The following is a 15,337-nucleotide window of genomic DNA, read 5'->3' on the forward strand; positions in this document are numbered from 1 at the left end:
TCCTACATGGGGTTTTTGCATCCTGCAGAAATAACCCAGTGCGGGTGAAACGAACGGATGATGGGGATCGTCCCGCCCGCACAGGGCTATAGGGTGAAGCGTTTTAGAACTTGGCTTCCGCGTCCAGCTGCAAGGTGTTGGCGTCAGCGTCACGCTGGGTACGGCTGGCGAAGTCAGCCTTGGTCAGGAAGTACGTGGCACCGATGGCGAAGTTCTTGTCGATGTCGTAACCGACCTTGAACTTGTGACCGCGCGAACCAGTGGTGCCGTTGGCGAAGTCGGAGTCGGTAAAGGCGCCGACCACAGCGTTGCGCTGCACGTCGCGGTAGTTGTAATCGAGGTTCAGGCCGAAGACTTTCGACTTGGCACCCAACAGCCACGCAGTGTCCTGATCGGTCACGGCATCGTTGTTCTTCACGTACTGACCGTAGAACGACAGTGGCATTGGCAGACCGCCGATGTCGACCTGGCTGAACCCTTCATACAGACGGAATTCGTTGTTGGCCGAGTTGCCATTGACTGCCAGGGCGCACGGTGTGGACGTGCCGGTGCAGCGGCTGTCTTCGTCGTTCTGGTAGGCGTAGACACTACCGCCCAGAGTCACTTTCAAGTTGTCGGTGATGTTGAAGCGGCTACCCAACTGGCCGGCGGTCAGACGCAGGTCGTGACGGAATTGCACGCCATCGCCGTCAACGTTGTCCTTAAGGTTGTAGTTACCCAGGCTGCCGAACAGTTCGGCGCTGCTGCCCAACGGGTATTTGTAGGTAACGGCCAGACCTTCCGGGTTGATGTCGCTATCCCAGATCACGTCGCCCATGCTGACCCACGGCTGGAGCATCTTGCCGCCGATGATGTGCAGGTTCTTGATCTGGTCAGGGTGGTAGTCGATGTAGCCCAGATCCAGCCAGATCTGCTTCTTGTCGAAGTAGTTGTCCTGGTCCTGGTTGGTCGAACGGGCATCATCGCCGCCGCCGGTGGCGATACGGATACCGGTGTCGACTTGCGGGTTGATCTCGGTGTAGGCACCCAGACGGGCACGAATGCGCTGACGGTCCTTGTCGCGGCCACCGTTGTTCGGCTCGCCGTCGATCTTGATGGTTTCCTGGCGGATACGCACATCGCCCTTGAACTGGGTCTTGGCCGCCCAGGCGAGTTTCTGGTCGAAGACGCTTTGTTCGTTGGTTTTCTTCGCAACAGCGGCGACTTGTTCGTTGGTCTCTTGCTGCGCCTGCTGCGCGATTTGCTGAGCCTTCTGATCCTTGGCCAGTTCAGTTTGCAGTTCGATGTACTGCGCCTGGGAAATGGAACCGTTAGCCTTGAGCATGTCGAGCAGTTTGGCGTCGACTGCAGCACTGGCCGGAACACTCATGGCCAGCAACAAGCCACCGCACAGGGCCGCCGCAGTTTTCGTGGAAGCAAGACGCATAGCAATCTCCGAAGATGAGAGGGGATGGCACAACCATCCGGGGCACAACCGACGATTCGAACGTCGGAAAACAGTGTCCGGGTAGAACCCGGCGCTCTAAAAACAGGCGCCAGTATCGCGATGGTTTATGACAGACCAGTGGCACAGTGATGGCAGGTTGATGACGATATCGATTTGGCCTGAACTATTGATCTAGAGCGCTGTCGGCCGATTGCGGGTGTGCAATGGCGCGCAATCGGCGATACTCGCCGGGCGCTGAAGTCCTGTTGTGGAGAGCTGTCGATGCCGTTGCAATGCCTGCAAAACCTGTCGCAAATCGCTCCGGCAACCTGGGATGCGCTGGTGCCTGAAAGCCAGCCATTTCTGCGCCACGCTTTTCTCAGTGCACTGGAAGACAGTGGCAGCGTTGGCCCTCATACCGGCTGGCAACCTGAGCATTTGCTGCATATTGAAGATGATCGACTGATCGCCGCACTGCCCAGTTATCGCAAGTGGCATTCCTACGGCGAGTACGTGTTCGATCACGGCTGGGCCGACGCCTGCGCCCGCGCCGGCATCGATTACTACCCCAAGCTTTTGACCGCCGTGCCATTCAGTCCGGTGAGCGGCCCGCGCTTGTTGGCGGCCAATGTCGAAGACGGTTTCGAGCTGCTCAAGAGCCTGCCCGGTTACCTGGAAATCGAAGGGCTTTCCAGCGCGCACATCAATTTCACTGACCCGTTTACCGACGCGGCGATGGCCGAACAACCGGGTTGGCTGCAACGCATTGGCTGTCAGTATCACTGGCAGAATCGCGGGTATCGCGACTTTCAGGATTTCCTCGACGTACTCAGTTCGCGCAAGCGCAAACAGATGCGCAAGGAGCGCGAGCAAGTGGCGGGGCAGGGTTTTGAATTTGAATGGCGGGAGGGGCGCGAGCTGGACGAGGCGCAGTGGGATTTTGTCTATGCCTGTTACGCCAACACCTATGCGGTGCGGCGCCAGACGCCGTATCTGACGCGGGAGTTTTTCAGTCTGCTGGCCGAGCGTATGCCCGAGGCGATCCGCGTGGTACTGGCCAAACAAGGCTCACGGCCGGTGGCGATGGCCTTCAGTCTGGTGGGGGGCGACAGTTTCTACGGACGCTATTGGGGCTGTCTGGCGGAGTTTGATCGGCTGCACTTTGAGACGTGTTTTTACCAGGGCATGGATTATGCGATCGCGCAGGGTTATCAGCGTTTCGATGCTGGCGCTCAGGGCGAGCACAAGTTGATTCGCGGGTTTGAACCGGTGATCACCCATTCGTGGCATTACCTGCGGCACCCAGGTCTGAACGCTGCGGTGAAGGATTTCCTGCATCAGGAACGCGCCGGCATCCTCGCGTATGCCGAAGAAGCGAAAACAGCCTTGCCCTACCGCCAGACATAGATCCCCTGTAGGAGCCTTCGGCAGCTCCTACAAGGGGATCTCAGGCACACCTCAGGTTTCCTCTTTGCCCAACCAGCGATAGATCCCGCCACCGACCACCGCGCCAATCAACGGCGCGACCCAGAACATCCACAACTGCGCAATCGCCCAGCCGCCGACCATCAATGCCGGCCCGGTGCTACGAGCCGGGTTCACCGAGGTGTTGGTGACGGGAATCGAGATCAGGTGAATCAGCGTCAGGCCCAGGCCGATGGCGATCGGTGCCAGCCCCGGTGGTGCGCGTCTATCGGTCGCGCCCAGAATGATGATCACGAACATCGCCGTCATCACCAGCTCGGTCACAAACCCCGCCGCCATGGAATACTTCCCCGGCGAATGCTCGCCATAACCATTGGATGCGAGGCCGGCGGCGATATCGAAACCCTCCTTGCCGCTGGCAATGTGCGCAATCAGCGACGCCGCGAGAATCGCGCCGAGCACCTGCGCGATGATGTAGGCGGGCAACTCTTTGGCCGGAAACCGACCGCCGACGAACAGACCGACCGACACGGCCGGGTTTAGGTGACATCCGCTGATGTGACCGATGGCGAATGCCATGGTCAGCACCGTCAGACCAAACGCCAGGGCCACCCCCAGCACCCCGATTCCCAACGGTGAAGACGCGGCGATCACCGCGCTGCCGCAACCACCCAATACTAACCAGAACGTACCCAACAACTCAGTGACTGAACGTTTGAACAGAGACATGAGAGGCGTCCTTGATAGCCCTGCTATCGAGACTGCATCGAGTTGTGCATCCCTGCAGATTTACGACAGGTTTCGTGCCGAAACCTTGGCTGAGTACAGCAGGCTTTCTGCGGATTTCCAGCGGCCACAAAAAACCGCCAGCGCCCGTGGTTTGCGGGCTGTGGCGGTGATCGTTCCCACGCTCTGCGTGGGAACGCCTCAAGGGACGCTCTGCGTCCAGTGACGCGGAGCGTCACGGGCTGCATTCCCACGCAGAGCGTGGGAACGATCATGGGAAGGTCAATCGATGCCGACAAACCCTCCGGTCTGGTGCGCCCAAAGTCGTGCATACAAACCGCGATGGGCCAGCAGTTCAGCATGGGTGCCGCTCTCGGCAATCTTGCCGTTCTCCAGCACCACCAGGCGATCCATACGGGCAATGGTCGAGAGTCGGTGCGCAATCGCGATCACGGTTTTGCCCTGCATCAACGTTTCCAGGCTTTCCTGAATCGCCGCCTCGACTTCCGAATCCAGCGCCGAGGTCGCTTCGTCCATGATCAAAATCGGCGCGTCCTTGAGCAGCACCCGCGCAATCGCAATGCGTTGACGCTGACCACCGGACAATTTCACCCCACGCTCACCGACATGCGCATCGAAACCCGTGCGACCTTCAGCGTCCGACAACAGCGGAATGAACTCATCGGCGCGCGCCTTGTGCACCGCGTCCCACAGTTCTGCGTCGGTCGCATCCGGTTTGCCGTACAGCAAGTTGTCGCGGATCGAACGGTGCAGCAGCGAGGTGTCCTGGGTGATCATGCCGATCCGTGCACGCAGGCTTTCCTGACCGACTTCGGCGATGTTCTGGCCATCAATCAAAATCCGCCCACCCTCGACGTCGTACAGGCGCAGCAATAGATTGACCAGCGTCGATTTGCCGGCGCCGGACGGCCCGATCAAACCGATTTTCTCACCCGGTTTGATGTTCAGATTGAGATCGCCGATGATCCCGCGCTTCTTGCCGTAGTGAAAATCCACGTGCTCGAAACGCACTTCGCCACGGGCCACTTCCAGCGGTTTGGCCTGCTCGTGATCGGTGACGCTGACCGGTTGCGAAATGGTCTGTAAGCCGTCCTGGACCATGCCGATGTTTTCGAAAATGCCGGTGACCACCCACATGATCCAGCCGGACATGTTGACGATGCGAATCACCAGACCGGTTGCCAGGGCAATCGCCCCGACAGTGATCAGCGATTGCGTCCACAGCCACAAGGCCAGGCCTGTGGTGCCGACGATCAACAGGCCGTTCATGGTGGTAATGGCGATGTCCATGCTGGTCACAACGCGGCCCGCCAGTTGGGCTTTTTCGGTTTGTTCTTCGATTGCTTCGCGGGCGTATTGCTGCTCGTAATTGGTATGGGCGAACAGCTTCAGGGTGGCGATATTGGTGTAACCATCGACGATCCGCCCCATCAGTTTGGAGCGTGCATCGGAGGACACCACCGAGCGTTCCTTGACCCGCGGCACGAAGTAACAGAGCGCGCCAATGTAAGCGGCGATCCACGTCAGCAACGGAATCATCAGGCGCCAGTCCGCCTCGGCGAACAGCACCAGCGAGCTGATCGCGTAGATCAGCACATGCCACAACGCATCCACTGCTTGCACCGCAGAGTCACGTAGCGAGTTGCCCGTCTGCATGATGCGTTGGGCGATACGACCAGCGAAGTCATTCTGGAAAAAGTTAAGGCTCTGCTTGAGCACGTAGCTGTGGTTCTGCCAGCGGATCATGCTGGTCATGCTCGGGCTCAGGGTCTGGTGGACCAGCAGGTCGTGCAAGCCGACAAAGACCGGGCGCAAGATCAGCGCGACCACGGCCATCCAGGCCAATTCCAGGCCATGCTCCTGAAAGAAATTCGGATTCGGTGCACCTTGGGCGAGGTCAATGATGCGACTGAGGTAGCTGAACAACGCCACTTCGATCAAGGCGCCGAACAGTCCGACGGTGAGCAGGGCGGCAAAACTCGGCCAGACCTGCTTCAGGTAATAGGTGTAGAAGGGCAGCACGCGATCCGGCGGGGATGCCGTGGGGGCGTCGCGGAACACGTCGATCAGTTGTTCGAAACGGCGATAGAGCATCAGATAACCGCCCGGAGCACGGGCTCTCCTTTTATCGGTGTGAGCGGCGCGGGATCAGGCCAGCGCCGCTCGATACGCCCTGTACAGCTTAGTCGATGACTTTGGCCGACTTGATGAATACAGGGTCGGCAGGTACGTCTTTCATGCCGCTTTTGGTGGTGGTCGGCGAGTTGACGATGATGTCTACAACGTCCATGCCTTTGACCACTTTGCCGAATACTGCGTAGCCGTCGCCCTGGTCGAGGAAGTCGTTGTCCTTGACGTTGATGAAGAACTGGCTGGTCGCCGAATCAGGTACGGAAGTGCGAGCCATGGACAAGGTGCCACGAACGTTAGCCAGACCGTTTTTGTGTTCGTTCTTGATTGGAGCCTTGGTTTCTTTCTGCTGCATCTGTTGAGTGAAACCGCCGCCCTGGACCATAAAGCCCGGGATCACACGGTGGAAAATCGTGTTGTTGTAGAAGCCGCTGTTCACGTAATCGAGAAAGTTCTTGGTGCTGATCGGTGCCTTGACCGGATCCAGTTCGATTTCGATCTGGCCGTTGGTGGTGTCCAGCAGCACGTGCGGTGCCTTGGCCGGCGTGGCAGCCATCAGGTTGGCGGCAAACAGCACAGTACCAGCGGCGAGGGCGAGTTTTTTCAACATGGGTCAGTGATCCTGAGATTGAATATCGGCTGCGGCGAGGAACTCCAGCAGCGTTTGATTGAAACGTTCGGGTTGATCGAGCGGGGTGGCGTGGCGCGAATCGGCGATCACCACCAGCCGCGCATTCGGCAGCAGTTTTACATAGGTTTCTTTCAGTGCCACCGGTGTGTAGTCACGGTCGGCGCTGATGACGAGCGTTGGACAGGACACTCGGGAAAGTCGTTCCTGAACACCCCAGCCAACAATCGCATCGAAGCTGGCGAGATAAGCACGTTTGTCGTTTTTTGCCCAGCGTTCGGCCATTTTCTGTCGCAGATCCGCCTGTTCCGGTTTCGGAAAAAGTTTACCGCCGAGGGCTTTGCCGATGGTCGCGAGGCTGAGTACGCGCATCAGGCTCCAGCGTTTGAACCACTGCCAGTAGTCGTCGCGGCTGCGGATTTTGACTTCGGGTGCGCTGTTGACGATGGTCAGGCTCTTGAGCTGGTCAGGATGATCGACGCCGAACTGGAAGCCGATCATGCCGCCCATCGACAGCCCGACGTAGTGCACCGGGCCGAGGTTCAAGTGCTCGATCAGCGCCAGCATATCGGCACTGAAACCGGCGATGCTGTAGCGCTCGCGCGGTTTGTCCGAACGCCCGTGGCCGCGGATGTCCGGGACGATCACGCGGTAGTGCGCGGCCAGGGCCGGGATCTGCATTTCCCAGTCCAGTGTGCTCGAACCGAGCCCGTGAACCAGTAGCAACGGCGCGCCGTGGCCATATTCCTCGTAGTGCAGGTTGCAACCTTCATGTTCGAACCAGGCCATCGGTGAACTCCGTGTCAGGCTTGTTCAGGGGCGGCGAACGGTGCGTCCAGCGGCAAAGTGTCGAAGGTACGCAGCAGTTCGATGAGGATTTGCGTGGCCGGGCCCAGGGGTTTGTCCTTGTTCGAATACAGATAGAAGCTGGAGTTGCGGTTGCCGCCCCTGTCCAACGGTAGCAGCTTGAGCGAGCCATCCTTCAGCTCTCGTTCAATCATGTGGCGAGGCAGCCAGGCAAAACCGAGTCCGCTGCTGACGAACGTCGCCGCCGTGGCGAGGCTGCCAACGGTCCAGCGCTGTTCGGCGCCGAGCCAGCCAACGTCCCGTGGTTGCTGGCGGCCGGAGTCGCGGATCACCACCTGCATCTGGGTTTCCAGATCCTGAAAGCTCAGCTCACGGTTGAGCCGGTGCAGCGGGTGATCGGGGTGGGCGACGGCGACAAACTCGACGTCACTCAATTCCGCGCCGAGGTAACCGGGAATGCTCAGGCCGGTGATGGCCAGATCGGCCACGCCTTCGAGCAGCACTTCTTCGACACCCGACAATACTTCTTCACGCAGACGTATGCGGCAGCCGCGACTCTGCGGCATGAACGCGGTCAGCGCGCGAACGATGCGTGCGCTCGGGTAGGCCGCATCGACTACCAGCCGCACCTCGGCTTCCCAACCTTGCTCCATGTGATGGGCGAGGTCTTCCAGTTGACTGGCCTGTTTCACCAGTTGCCGCGAGCGGCGCAGCAACACGCCGCCGGCTTCGGTGAGCACGGCTTTGCGCCCGTCGATGCGCAGCAACGGCACGCCGAGTTGGTCCTGCATGCGGGCGACGGTGTAACTCACCGACGATTGCGAACGGTGCAAGGCCTCGGCGGCCTGGGCAAATCCGCCGTGGTCGACCACGGCCTGCAATGTTCGCCATTGATCCAGGGTCACGCGGGGCGCTTTCATCAATAGCTCCTCTTGTCCTAAGCTGGCCGTCCCTCATGGAGACTGCCGAATGAAAAAATTCTGTTGTGTGCTGCTGGCGCTGCTTCCGCTGACTGCTTTTGCTTACCCGATCGATGTGCAGAAAGATCTCAACGGCATGAAGATCGATTACGAAACCTTCGACACCGATAACGACATCGGCTCGATTCGGGTGGCCAACTACGGTGATGTCGATGCAACGTGCAAGGCGGTGTTCAGCAATGGCCCGGAAGCACCGCGCACCCGCACGATCGATGTACCGGCCGGCAAACATAAAAACGCCACGGCCAAGTTCACCCGCGAGATCATCAAGCTGCGCATCAAGCTGACCTGCACCCCGAAATAACGGTCGATCCCTTGTAGGAGTGAGCCTGCTCGCGATAGCGGTGTGTCAGATACATCTGTGTTAACTGACACACCGCTATCGCGAGCAGGCTCACTCCTACAAGGTGTGTGTCAGCATCTAAACGAATTATTCGATGCTTTGCAGCAATTATTTGCGCTTTTTCATCGATTCGACTCTGTTTAACCTTCATTCCATCGACCTACAACATTCTCGGATGGAGGCTACACACCATGTCCCGCGTTCTGATCATCGAAAGCAGCGCCCGCCAGCAAGACTCGGTTTCCCGTCAACTGACCCAGACTTTCATCAGTCAGTGGAAAGCAGCGCATCCCAACGATCAGATCACTGTGCGTGACCTCGCCGTGAACCCGGTGCCACACCTGGACAGCAACCTGCTAGGTGGCTGGATGAAGCCTGCCGAGCAGCGCAACGCCAACGAGCAAGCGTCGCTGGATCGTTCCAACGAATTGACTGATGAGTTGCTCGCCGCCGACGTACTGGTGATGGCCGCGCCGATGTACAACTTCGCCATCCCGAGCACCCTTAAGGCCTGGCTCGACCACGTGCTGCGTGCCGGCGTGACCTTCAAGTACACCGAAACCGGCCCGCAAGGCCTGCTCAGCGGCAAGCGTGCTTACGTGCTCACCGCTCGCGGCGGCATCTACGCCGGCGGTCCGGCCGACCATCAGGAACCGTACCTGCGCCAGGTCATGGGTTTCATCGGCATCAACGACGTGACCTTCATTCATGCAGAGGGCATGAACCTCGGTGGCGACTTCCAGGAAAAGGGCCTGAATCAGGCCAACGCCAAACTGTCTCAGGTTGCTTGATAGGTTAATCGCCAGATAATCCCCGATTGTTTAAGTGACCTGGCGCAACCCCTTCAAGGCTCTACGCGCATCGAACCTCCCTTTGCACTTGTTGCTCCTGAGTGCTGTAGCCCGATTGAACGCATTAGCGAGATCGGGCTTTTTTTTGCCTGTATTTTTTTTCGACGCAAAACTCCTGGTGAGAGCGAGCCTGCTCGCTCCCACAGGGGAATGTTGTGTTTCGGGCTATTCGCAGTGAGACCAGAAAACCGCTATCGTCGCCGCCATTCAAATTAGGGGCGAGCATGGGCTATCTACTTTTTGTCACGCTGATCCAGGCGTTTTCCTTCAGTCTGATCGGCGAATATCTGGCCGGTCATGTCGACAGTTACTTCGCGGTGCTGGTGCGCGTGGTGCTGGCCGGGCTGGTGTTCATTCCGTTGACCCGCTGGCGTTCGGTGGAACCTTCGTTCATGCGCGGCATGCTGATGATCGGGGCGTTGCAGTTCGGCGTGACTTACGTTTGCCTCTATCTGAGCTTCCGCGTGCTGACGGTGCCGGAGGTGTTGCTGTTCACCATCCTCACGCCGCTGCACGTGACGTTGATCGAGGATGCGCTGAACCGACGCTTCAACCCGTGGGCGCTGATCGCCGCGTTAGTGGCGGTGGGCGGGGCGGCGGTGATTCGTTTCGACAGCGTCAGTCCGGACTTCTTCATGGGCTTCCTGCTGCTGCAACTGGCCAACTTCACCTACGCGGCAGGGCAGGTGATGTACAAGCATCTGGTGGCGAAACACCCGAGCGATCTACCGCACTATCGGCGTTTCGGCTTCTTCTATCTCGGCGCGCTGGCGGTGGTGCTGCCGGCATTCCTGATGTTCGGCAAAGCCAACTTCCTCCCGGAAGCGCCGCTGCAATGGGGCGTGTTGCTGTTCCTCGGCCTGGTCTCGACCGCGCTGGGCATGTACTGGTGGAACAAGGGTGCGTGCATGGTCAACGGCGGCACGCTGGCGGTTATGAACAATCTGCATGTGCCGGTGGGGTTGCTGCTGAATCTGCTGATCTGGAATCAGCATGAGGAACTTGGAAGATTGTTCCTCGGTGGCAGCGTCATCCTTGCCGCCGTATGGATCAGCCGACTGGGCATCCGCCGCACTGCATGAACCCATGTAGGAGCTGCCGCAGGCTGCGATCTTTTGATCTTTAAGGTCAAAAGATCGCAGCCTGCGGCAGCTCCTACACGGGAATCGTGTGTTACATCAGGTGTTTTTGCGGCTCGGGAATGCTGGCCGCGCCGAGCACCGCCGGCAGCAGGCCAGAGCGCAAATCCCCACCACTCGGCTGCTGATACAGGCTCAACCCGAACTCCGGCAGCACCGCCAACAGATAATCAAAAATATCCCCCTGAATCCGCTCGTAATCGGCCCACACCGTGGTGCGGGTGAAGCAGTAAATCTCCAGCGGAATACCCTGCGCCGTGGTCTGCATCTGCCGCACCATGCAGGTCATGTTCGGCTGAATCTCCGGATGACTCTTCAGGTACGCCAGTGCATACGCGCGGAACGTGCCGATATTGGTCATGCGCCGACGGTTAGCCGACATCGCCGCGACATTGCCCTGCGCTTCGTTCCACGCCTTGAGTTCAGCTTTTTTGCGGCTCATGTAATCGGTGAGCAGGTGCACCTGGGAGAGCTTTTCTTCTTCGTCGTCACGGATGAAACGCACGCCGCTGGCATCGATGAACAGGCTGCGCTTGATCCGCCGCCCGCCCGATTGCTGCATGCCGCGCCAGTTCTTGAATGACTCCGACATCAGCCGCCAGGTCGGAATCGAGACGATGGTTTTATCAAAATTCTGCACCTTGACCGTGTGCAGGGTGATGTCGACCACATCGCCATCGGCGCCGACTTGCGGCATCTCGATCCAGTCGCCGACCCGCAACATGTCGTTGCTGGTCAACTGCACACTGGCGACAAACGACAGCAGGGTGTCCTTGTAGACCAACAGAATCACCGCCGACATTGCGCCCAGACCGGACAGCAGCAACAGCGGCGAACGGTCGATCAGTGTGGCGACGATGATGATCGCGCCGAACACGTACAAAACCATTTTTGCCAACTGCACGTAGCCTTTGATCGAGCGCGTACGCGCATGTTCGGTGCGTGCATAGATGTCGAGCAGGGCATTGAGTAGAGCGCTGACCGAGAGCAGCAGGAACAGAATGGTGAACGACAACGCCACGTTCCCAAGAAAGGTCATCGCGGTTTTGCTCAGTTCCGGCACCAGATGCAGGCCGAACTGGATGACCAGCGACGGCGTCATTTGCGCCAGGCGCTGAAACACCTTGTTGTGGCGAAAATCATTGATCCAGTGCAGCGCCGGCTGGCGGCCGAGCATGCGGCTGGCGTGCAGGATCAGGTAACGCGCCACTCGTCCGAGTACTAGCGCGATGACCAACAGCAGCATCAGCGCTAGGCCGGCCTGCAAAAGTGGATGCTGTTCGAGGGTGCCCCAGAGGTCCTGGGCGTTGAGCCAGAGCTGTTTGAAATCCATATGAGCAACGATTCTTCTGTAAGACGCGATGGGCGATTAGAGCATTTAAGACGCCGTGTATTACCGTTCAAGACAAATCGAGCAACAAAAAAGCCACTGATTACGTCCGTTTGTATAAAGAAACTCGGCCTGAGCGCTCGAAACCGGTAACCTATGCAGCTGTTTTTTTGCATATCTTCGAGGTAGCACCCGTGTTTTCCCAATTCGCCCTGCACGAACGCCTGCTTAAAGCTGTGGCCGAGCTGAAATTTGTCGAGCCAACGCCTGTGCAAGCCGCGGCCATCCCGCTGGCGCTCCAAGGGCGTGATCTGCGGGTGACGGCGCAAACCGGTAGCGGCAAAACCGCCGCTTTCGTTCTGCCAATCCTCAATCGCCTGATCGGCCCGGCCAAGGTCCGCGTCAGCATCAAGACGCTGATCCTGCTGCCGACCCGTGAACTGGCTCAGCAGACCTTGAAGGAAGTTGAACGCTTTTCGCAGTTCACTTTCATCAAGTCCGGCCTGATCACTGGCGGTGAGGACTTCAAGGTCCAGGCCGCGATGCTGCGCAAAGTGCCAGACATCCTCATCGGTACCCCGGGCCGGATGATCGAGCAACTCAACGCCGGCAACCTCGACCTCAAAGAAGTCGAAGTGCTGGTGCTCGACGAAGCCGACCGCATGCTCGACATGGGCTTCGCCGAAGACGTACAGCGTCTGGTCGACGAATGTCCTAACCGTCAGCAGACCATGCTGTTCTCCGCCACCACCGGCGGTTCCGGCCTGCGCGAGATGATCGGCAAGGTGCTGAACAACCCTGAGCACTTGCAGCTCAATGCGGTCAGCCAACTGAACTCGACCACTCGCCAGCAAATCATCACCGCTGACCACAATCAGCACAAAGAGCAGATTGTGAACTGGTTGCTGGCCAACGAGACCTATCAGAAGGCCATCGTCTTCACCAACACCCGCGCCATGGCCGACCGTATCTACGGCCGTCTCGTGGCTCAGGAATACAAAGCGTTCGTGCTGCACGGCGAGAAAGACCAGAAGGATCGCAAACTGGCGATCGACCGTCTGAAGCAGGGCGGCGTGAAGATTCTGGTCGCTACCGACGTCGCGGCCCGTGGTCTGGACGTTGATGGCCTGGATCTGGTGATCAACTTCGACATGCCTCGCAGCGGCGACGAATACGTGCACCGCATCGGCCGTACTGGCCGTGCCGGCAACGACGGTCTGGCGATCTCGCTGATCTGCCACGGCGACTGGAACCTGATGTCGAGCATCGAGCGCTACCTGAAGCAGAGCTTCGAGCGCCGCACCATCAAGGAAGTCAAAGGCACCTACGGCGGACCGAAAAAGGTCAAGGCCTCGGGCAAAGCCGTTGGTGTGAAGAAGAAAAAGACCGACGCCAAGGGCGACAAGAAGAAAACGGCCGCCAAGACGCCGACCAAGCGCAAGAGCGTCAACCGTCCGAAGCCGGACTCGTTGGTGAGCAGCGATGGCATGGCACCGCTCAAGCGTCGCAAGCCAGCAGAGCCTGCGGCTGAGTAAGGCGTTTCTAGCGAGCATAAAAAACCCGGACAGTGTCCGGGTTTTTTTTCGTCCATCAGTTGCCGAGCTGGCCACTGGTGTCGGCATCAAAGCGCCGTTTGGCCTGATCAGCTACCGGTTTCAATGCTGCGAGCAAGGCTGCCTCGCTGTACAACCGCGTGACCGCCAGCTCCTTCGGCGTCGGCTCGATCGGGATCAGCACGTCCTCACCGTCGGCGTGCAGCCAGATCGCCACAACATGCAGCGCCGAGACAAACAGCACGCGCAGCTCAACGTTTTTACCCTGCAATTGCGGCGCTTGTTCCGCCAGTTTCAGCGCACCTACCGTCGCGGCGGCGTGATCGCCGTGATTCAGCGAGGCGAACTCGACATGCCCGCGCACCTCGGCCAATTGCGCATCGGCAATCGTCACGCCGTCGGCAAACACCAGGTAATGCCAGTCGCCGAGGCGGGCATCCTTCAGGCCTTTGCCGCTGCTCAGGTCTTCCAGGTTCAACGAGTAGCCACGATAGGCTTCGCTGAGGCTGATTTTTGCAGGTGCTGCGTTGGCGAACTGGCGATTGGCGCCAAAGCCTTGGGTTTGCAGTGCCGCTTGCAGCGCCGGGCGCAAGGTCTGTACGCCGTTGGAAGGCGCCTTTGGATAAGTCAGTTGCATGATGTCGCCCTCCTAGTTTTTCACGGTGAAGTAAGTGTGAGTCCAATTGCCGCCGCCGTTGTAGGCGCGGGGGAACGCGTTCAGTGCGCGGGTCGAATAGCCGTAGATCGAGTCCGCAACCAATACGTAATCGCCGTTGGTGCCGTAGATCGTCAGGAAGTGCGCACCGCCGCCGTACCAGGCGCAGCGCAGGCCGACCGGGCGGCCCATGCTGATCTGGTTCTGGATGGCCGACATCTGTAGCGAGCCCTGATTCATGCCGTTGTAGCTGCGAGTGGTTTGCAGAGCGGAATCCAGATAGCCGTAGACGTTGCACGGCCCCGGCTGATTGCAGCAGTTGCGGTCGAGCTGAGTGCTGGCCACGCCGCACTGCGTCCAGTTGCCGGTGCCGTAATAGTTACCGACCGAGGCGGAAACGGCCGCCCAGCACCAGTTGGTCTGGGTCTGTTTCTGCATGTTGAAGTTAAGGCTGCCGGCGGCGAGGGCGCTGATTTGTTCAGCGGCCTCGACTTCGACCAGTTGTGGGTCGAGCAGGTGACTGGCCAGGCACCTTGGCAGTGATTCGCCGGTGAATTGTGTTGCTGCTGTGGTTAACATTTTTCAATCCTCCATGAGTGAAAACAAGCGTCCAGCTTGTGTGGGTGTAGCGGTGTTGCCGAGCGATCGGTGTGCAAGGGTTGCCATCTCCGATGGCCGGTTCCGATCTCGTTGCTCGATGTAACCGTAGATGTAGATATGCGTTAATGCAAATAAATAAATGCATAAATGCATTTTCAGGGTCAAAAGATCGCAGCCTTCGGCCGTTCCTACAGGGATCGATGTAGGAGCTGCCGCAGGCTACGATCTTTTAATCTGGCTTTTAGCTTTCCGCTTTTTTCTCCGCCGTGCCCAACTCTTTCAACCGTTGATCAATCAACTGACATTTATCCGGCAGATCGGCACTGGCCGTGCCCAGATCCATCTTCTGCAACTCGGCGTTGATCTCCTTGGCCTTGGCCGGATTCTGTTCGGTGAGCTTGGCGACTTCCTTGGCCAGTTGTTCGCGTTTGGCGGTGGCTTCTTCCGGCGTGCAGGCCCAGACGGGCAGGGCGCAGGCAAGGGTGGTGGCGATCAATAATGTGTTAAGGATTTTCATGGAGGGCGGCCTCAGTTCCGGTCAAGGCGAGTTGATCGGTTGAGGGCTGCTGGCCTGGAAAAGTTCAGTGCAATGCACGTGATGCGTGTCGATTTGTGTGACCGATAAGTCGCTATTTTCGGCAAAATTTCGATTATGTCCCGAAAAGCCGCGTTCTAGAGCGGTTGCCCAAAAAGCCTTGTTACGACTTATTGACGCCAGAATGA

At 58.7% G+C, this 15,337-nt stretch carries 15 protein-coding genes; 5 read left to right on the forward strand and 10 right to left on the reverse strand.

What is annotated here, in order from left to right; translation table 11 throughout:
* Nucleotides 1-103 precede the first annotated feature (103 nt).
* The gene (locus J0G10_RS08405) at nucleotides 104-1,426 is read right to left on the reverse strand and encodes a putative porin (protein WP_007914428.1); all 1,323 of its coding nucleotides are present in this window, start codon (nucleotides 1,424-1,426) and stop codon (nucleotides 104-106) included.
* Between the two features lie 282 nt (nucleotides 1,427-1,708).
* Between J0G10_RS08405 and J0G10_RS08410 the strand changes: the two genes are divergently transcribed.
* Nucleotides 1,709-2,833: a GNAT family N-acetyltransferase gene (locus J0G10_RS08410; RefSeq protein ID WP_220558288.1), complete on the forward strand. Its 1,125-nt coding sequence runs from the start codon at nucleotides 1,709-1,711 to the stop codon at nucleotides 2,831-2,833.
* A 51-nt stretch (nucleotides 2,834-2,884) separates the two neighbouring features.
* Here J0G10_RS08410 and aqpZ read toward each other — a convergent pair whose 3' ends face one another.
* The 5 genes from aqpZ to J0G10_RS08435 form a co-directional block, all read right to left on the reverse strand.
* Nucleotides 2,885-3,580, reverse strand: a complete 696-nt coding sequence (gene aqpZ / locus J0G10_RS08415; protein ID WP_220558289.1) for an aquaporin Z — start codon at nucleotides 3,578-3,580, stop codon at nucleotides 2,885-2,887.
* Between the two features lie 279 nt (nucleotides 3,581-3,859).
* Nucleotides 3,860-5,692, reverse strand: a complete 1,833-nt coding sequence (locus J0G10_RS08420; protein WP_093438109.1) for an ABC transporter ATP-binding protein — start codon at nucleotides 5,690-5,692, stop codon at nucleotides 3,860-3,862.
* Between the two features lie 88 nt (nucleotides 5,693-5,780).
* Complete coding sequence (locus tag J0G10_RS08425; RefSeq protein ID WP_095049280.1) at nucleotides 5,781-6,338, reverse strand: peptidylprolyl isomerase; 558 nt, start codon at nucleotides 6,336-6,338, stop codon at nucleotides 5,781-5,783.
* 3 nt (nucleotides 6,339-6,341) lie between these two features.
* Nucleotides 6,342-7,145 (reverse strand): alpha/beta fold hydrolase, encoded by an 804-nt coding sequence (locus J0G10_RS08430; protein ID WP_095049281.1) that lies wholly within the window; start codon nucleotides 7,143-7,145, stop codon nucleotides 6,342-6,344.
* Nucleotides 7,146-7,159: 14 nt separating this feature from the next.
* A complete protein-coding gene (locus J0G10_RS08435; protein WP_220558290.1) occupies nucleotides 7,160-8,083 on the reverse strand; it encodes a LysR family transcriptional regulator in 924 nt (307 codons plus the stop codon).
* A 49-nt stretch (nucleotides 8,084-8,132) separates the two neighbouring features.
* Between J0G10_RS08435 and J0G10_RS08440 the strand changes: the two genes are divergently transcribed.
* The 3 genes from J0G10_RS08440 (at nucleotide 8,133) to J0G10_RS08450 (ending at nucleotide 10,419) form a co-directional block, all read left to right on the forward strand.
* Nucleotides 8,133-8,447: a 3-phosphoglycerate kinase gene (locus tag J0G10_RS08440; RefSeq protein ID WP_077571578.1), complete on the forward strand. Its 315-nt coding sequence runs from the start codon at nucleotides 8,133-8,135 to the stop codon at nucleotides 8,445-8,447.
* A 230-nt stretch (nucleotides 8,448-8,677) separates the two neighbouring features.
* Nucleotides 8,678-9,277 (forward strand): FMN-dependent NADH-azoreductase, encoded by a 600-nt coding sequence (locus J0G10_RS08445; protein WP_095049283.1) that lies wholly within the window; start codon nucleotides 8,678-8,680, stop codon nucleotides 9,275-9,277.
* Between the two features lie 284 nt (nucleotides 9,278-9,561).
* The gene (locus J0G10_RS08450; protein WP_095049285.1) at nucleotides 9,562-10,419 is read left to right on the forward strand and encodes a carboxylate/amino acid/amine transporter; all 858 of its coding nucleotides are present in this window, start codon (nucleotides 9,562-9,564) and stop codon (nucleotides 10,417-10,419) included.
* Nucleotides 10,420-10,510: 91 nt separating this feature from the next.
* Here J0G10_RS08450 and J0G10_RS08455 read toward each other — a convergent pair whose 3' ends face one another.
* Nucleotides 10,511-11,809, reverse strand: coding sequence for a mechanosensitive ion channel family protein (locus J0G10_RS08455; RefSeq protein WP_095049286.1), 1,299 nt, complete (start codon nucleotides 11,807-11,809; stop codon nucleotides 10,511-10,513).
* Between the two features lie 191 nt (nucleotides 11,810-12,000).
* Between J0G10_RS08455 and J0G10_RS08460 the strand changes: the two genes are divergently transcribed.
* Nucleotides 12,001-13,341, forward strand: a complete 1,341-nt coding sequence (locus J0G10_RS08460; protein WP_038358505.1) for a DEAD/DEAH box helicase — start codon at nucleotides 12,001-12,003, stop codon at nucleotides 13,339-13,341.
* Nucleotides 13,342-13,396: 55 nt separating this feature from the next.
* Here the strand turns inward: J0G10_RS08460 and J0G10_RS08465 are convergent, their stop codons facing one another.
* From J0G10_RS08465 to J0G10_RS08475, 3 genes are all read right to left on the reverse strand, one after another.
* On the reverse strand, nucleotides 13,397-13,996 hold the full coding sequence (locus tag J0G10_RS08465; protein ID WP_220558291.1) for a hypothetical protein: 600 nt from the start codon (nucleotides 13,994-13,996) through the stop codon (nucleotides 13,397-13,399).
* 12 nt (nucleotides 13,997-14,008) lie between these two features.
* Nucleotides 14,009-14,593: a papain-like cysteine protease family protein gene (locus J0G10_RS08470; protein WP_095049288.1), complete on the reverse strand. Its 585-nt coding sequence runs from the start codon at nucleotides 14,591-14,593 to the stop codon at nucleotides 14,009-14,011.
* Nucleotides 14,594-14,855: 262 nt separating this feature from the next.
* Nucleotides 14,856-15,131: a hypothetical protein gene (locus J0G10_RS08475; RefSeq protein WP_038358513.1), complete on the reverse strand. Its 276-nt coding sequence runs from the start codon at nucleotides 15,129-15,131 to the stop codon at nucleotides 14,856-14,858.
* Between the last annotated feature and the right edge of the window lie 206 nt (nucleotides 15,132-15,337).

The sequence above is a fragment of the Pseudomonas germanica genome (genome assembly GCF_019614655.1).
Lineage (GTDB): Bacteria > Pseudomonadota > Gammaproteobacteria > Pseudomonadales > Pseudomonadaceae > Aquipseudomonas > Aquipseudomonas neuropathica.